The following is a 3,121-nucleotide window of genomic DNA, read 5'->3' as shown; positions in this document are numbered from 1 at the left end:
ACGGATCTCCGTACAGTGCTGCACCCCACGACTCCATGCGGACGAAATCTACCGGTCGCAGCGGTCGCGCCCCGTGGTGCTCCACGTCCGCCACAGACAATCGGATTTGCCGACGAGAAAGCGCACCCACGACTCCCGTCGCGCCTCGTACGAGGAGCCGACGGGCGGCTGCGGGACAACGCCCGCCGGCGAGGGCAACGGTACGAGGTCCGACCGCTCCGCAGCGCCCTGACATGCCGCGATCCGTTCGCTACTCAGCGTTACGGCGGCCGGCGTGGCCAGCGCGATGTAAGCAGGTCGGGCGTTGTGTGGGCAGGAACTGCCACGTCGTGGACTGGTGCAGGCTCGGCAGAGATACGGGTGCCGCGTGGCTCGGGGCGTACGCGAGAATCTCGGCATGTCCTACGACATGCCTGTCTGGGAAGGCGATCGGCCGGCGAACGACGCCGCAGCCGTGGCCGAATTTGAGGCGCTGTATGCCCGATTCGTCGAATCGGAAGACCAGTGCCGCATGTGCACACCCCTGCTACGGCGACGATGAACACTGCCAGCTCGCTCTACCACAGGCGTCGCTGTTGCCAGTGCCACCAGGTCAGAACGGCAATGTCACGCCGTTGGATGCTGGCTGGCCGGTCGCCTCGGCGAAAAAGTCGTTGACGCCGCTGGCACCCTGCCGCGTGAACCGGTCCTCGGCCTGGGCGTTCTGGTTCTTACTCATCGCGTATACGCGGCCCGTGCGGACGTACTTCAGGTCTGAAATATCCGGCACGGTGAGGTCGAAAGTCGCTGACCTACCGGTCATCTTCCGGCGGGGGTAGTAGTCGGTGTTCCCGTCGCCGTAGTTCACCTCCACTACGAACCAGTACGCTAGCCCCGGCACCGGCACACCGGACGCTATGGCCGCTACCCTGACGGTCCGCGGGGAGACCTGCGAGGCTTTCAGCTGGTAACTCAGGTCCTCCGCCGGCGAGGGCGATGTACTGCTCATCGCAGCGCCACCGCCCGGGTCCACGGCGGAGGCGGGGGTGAGCCGGGCAGCAACCAGCGGGACGGCGACGGGCGCGGCGGCGACGATCAGCAGGGATATTACGACATATCCGGCGGGCATGCCGGTACTCACGTTGCCTCCCGCCACCGTCGCCGACCCGCCGGTGGCATACGCGTTCTGGGACGACCCGCCGTCCCGCGGAGCAGATGGCGTGGGCAGCGGCGCGGGCGCCATGCTGCCGCGGTGCTCCCAGATAGACGTCGCGAACGCCAGCGCGGCGCCGATGATGACTAGTGCGACGAGCGCGGCGCCTAGTCCCCAGGACCATCGGTTGGTCAGGACATTGGTGATCAGTCCTGTCGTGGCGGACAACACCACCGCTCCGGCGGCAGCGCTGGCGCGTAGGTTGTTCTTCGCCATGCGGCAGCGGTCCAATGTCTCAAGCGGCGGATGCGCTCGATGCAACCACCTGACCGAAACGCCGGTAATCAACCATCCGTACTTCGACGGACGCCGATCATCCTACGTCGGGTGTGAACAATGCTTCTCCGGTACGCACGAGACCACGGTCAGCAACGCCTCTACTTGAGAAGTCGGTCGCGCCCAAAATTAGTTCTGCGACGTACTCTCACGCCGCCGATCGGGCACCTCGGCCGGGCCGCGCGCCGTCACGCTCGGTGGTCGGCCAGCGCCCTGGCCGGCTCGCGGTAGCCGAGGTGTGCGGGCCGGCGACGCCTACATGTCAGTCGTAGTCTGGAGTCGCGGTGGCGCTTGCCAGCGGGACGGGCGAGGTTCAGTCCCGTTCTCTGCTTCGTCGCGGCGGTGGATCTCGATCAACTCGTCACGATATCGATGATCCGCTGTGCTCAGTTCGTCGCGCACTTGAGCGCCGTTGTCCCACCACTGCGTCAGGCCGCGCCCCAGTTCCTGACCGGCGCGGGTGTGCACGCAGTGGGCGTAGTCAGGGACCTCGACCAACGCTTCGCCGAGAGCGACCTTCGTGGCGACCCAGTCGGCGTGTTCGGAACTGGTGCGGTCCTTGGGCGCGGAAGCGAGCAGACGCACGGCATGACACGCCATCATCCAGTCCCCACCGGGGGCGTCATCAAAATTGCGGTGGAGCACGTCGATCAGCACCGGCCCGAGGGGCAGACCCATCCCCACGTCTTCCACCGCGATGAGCTGCAGGCGCCGCCACAGGTGCTGAGCGACATCCGGCGAGGTTATGAACATCTCGTAGGCGGCGAGCACGGCGTTGTCGATGCGACTACGCCTGATCTCCTTCTGGAGCACAGCGACGAGATCGTCCACCGGAACGCCGTGGGGCGAAATAGCCTGCGAGTAAGGGTCCTCGGTGAAATGCCCGGGACCATAGAGACGTGGCATGAGCCGCCATTCCTTCCGCAGAACGATGCAGACACGTCCGGCGCGCGGAAGGGGTCTCTAGCCCGTTCAAGTTAGCACGGCACGAGGCGACCGAACTCACGCTCATGCCGCGGAGAACGCGCGATCTGCGACCGCACGGCCAACTACGTGCGCCGATAGCGGCCGTCCGACACGCGTCGTAGGTCGTCGTAGGTACGGGCATGGTTGTCGGGGGCGTTGCCGCACATCCGGCTCACCACATGGGTTCGTATTGTTGACTCCGCGTGAGTGCTTCCGCGCCGGCGTAGTTCGTCTACGACATCTTGGGGAATGAACGAGCCGTCCTCGCTCCGAGCCTCGATAGTCGGTAGTGCAGCAAGAATCTCGTCTCTCGCGGTCAAGGTTCCATCGTGGTCCCCAGCAGCTCTCGATGGTTCCGTCGTACGCCCTCTTCTGCCGTTGCGACACGAGGTCGCACTTTGCGAGTGGACTCGCAGTTAGGAGGGCCGACATGATGTCGGTGGCGTAGTTCCGGGCGCGTGCTCGATGCCCGGCCCTGCCCCTGGCGTGCGCTGCTGGTAACGGCAGGGTGCGAAGCCCGAGGGGAAAGCCGAAGGACTCCCGTCCCATCCGGGAGTCACGGGCGAGGGGCAGACCGGGCGGGTGAATCGCGTGAACCTTCGTTGATGCCTGGCCAGCCGGAAGGAGAACACCCGCTGTCCGGGGAACATCTCCACCAGCGGGATCCGCCGTGGCGGCCCACCCGGC

At 66.0% G+C, this 3,121-nt stretch carries 4 protein-coding genes; 1 reads left to right on the top strand and 3 read right to left on the bottom strand.

All coding sequences use genetic code 11. From position 1 onward, the window contains the following. The first annotated feature begins 397 nt into the window (after nucleotides 1–397). Nucleotides 398–541 (top strand): hypothetical protein, encoded by a 144-nt coding sequence (locus tag IEY73_RS32445; protein WP_189083176.1) that lies wholly within the window; start codon nucleotides 398–400, stop codon nucleotides 539–541. Nucleotides 542–592: 51 nt separating this feature from the next. On the opposite strand, the gene IEY73_RS32440 is transcribed toward IEY73_RS32445, so the two are convergent. From IEY73_RS32440 to IEY73_RS34545, 3 genes are all read right to left on the bottom strand, one after another. Next, nucleotides 593–1,408, bottom strand: coding sequence for a hypothetical protein (locus tag IEY73_RS32440; protein ID WP_189083175.1), 816 nt, complete (start codon nucleotides 1,406–1,408; stop codon nucleotides 593–595). A 315-nt stretch (nucleotides 1,409–1,723) separates the two neighbouring features. After that, complete coding sequence (locus IEY73_RS32435) at nucleotides 1,724–2,374, bottom strand: AAA family ATPase (protein ID WP_189083174.1); 651 nt, start codon at nucleotides 2,372–2,374, stop codon at nucleotides 1,724–1,726. A gap of 143 nt (nucleotides 2,375–2,517) precedes the next feature. After that, nucleotides 2,518–2,754, bottom strand: coding sequence for a DUF7669 domain-containing protein (locus IEY73_RS34545; protein ID WP_444543395.1), 237 nt, complete (start codon nucleotides 2,752–2,754; stop codon nucleotides 2,518–2,520). Between the last annotated feature and the right edge of the window lie 367 nt (nucleotides 2,755–3,121).

Source organism: Mangrovihabitans endophyticus, assembly GCF_014646155.1.
Classification (GTDB): Bacteria; Actinomycetota; Actinomycetes; order Mycobacteriales; family Micromonosporaceae; genus Actinoplanes; species Actinoplanes endophyticus.
Note: the sequence above shows the minus strand (reverse complement) of the source record. Positions and strands in the feature narration are given on the sequence as shown.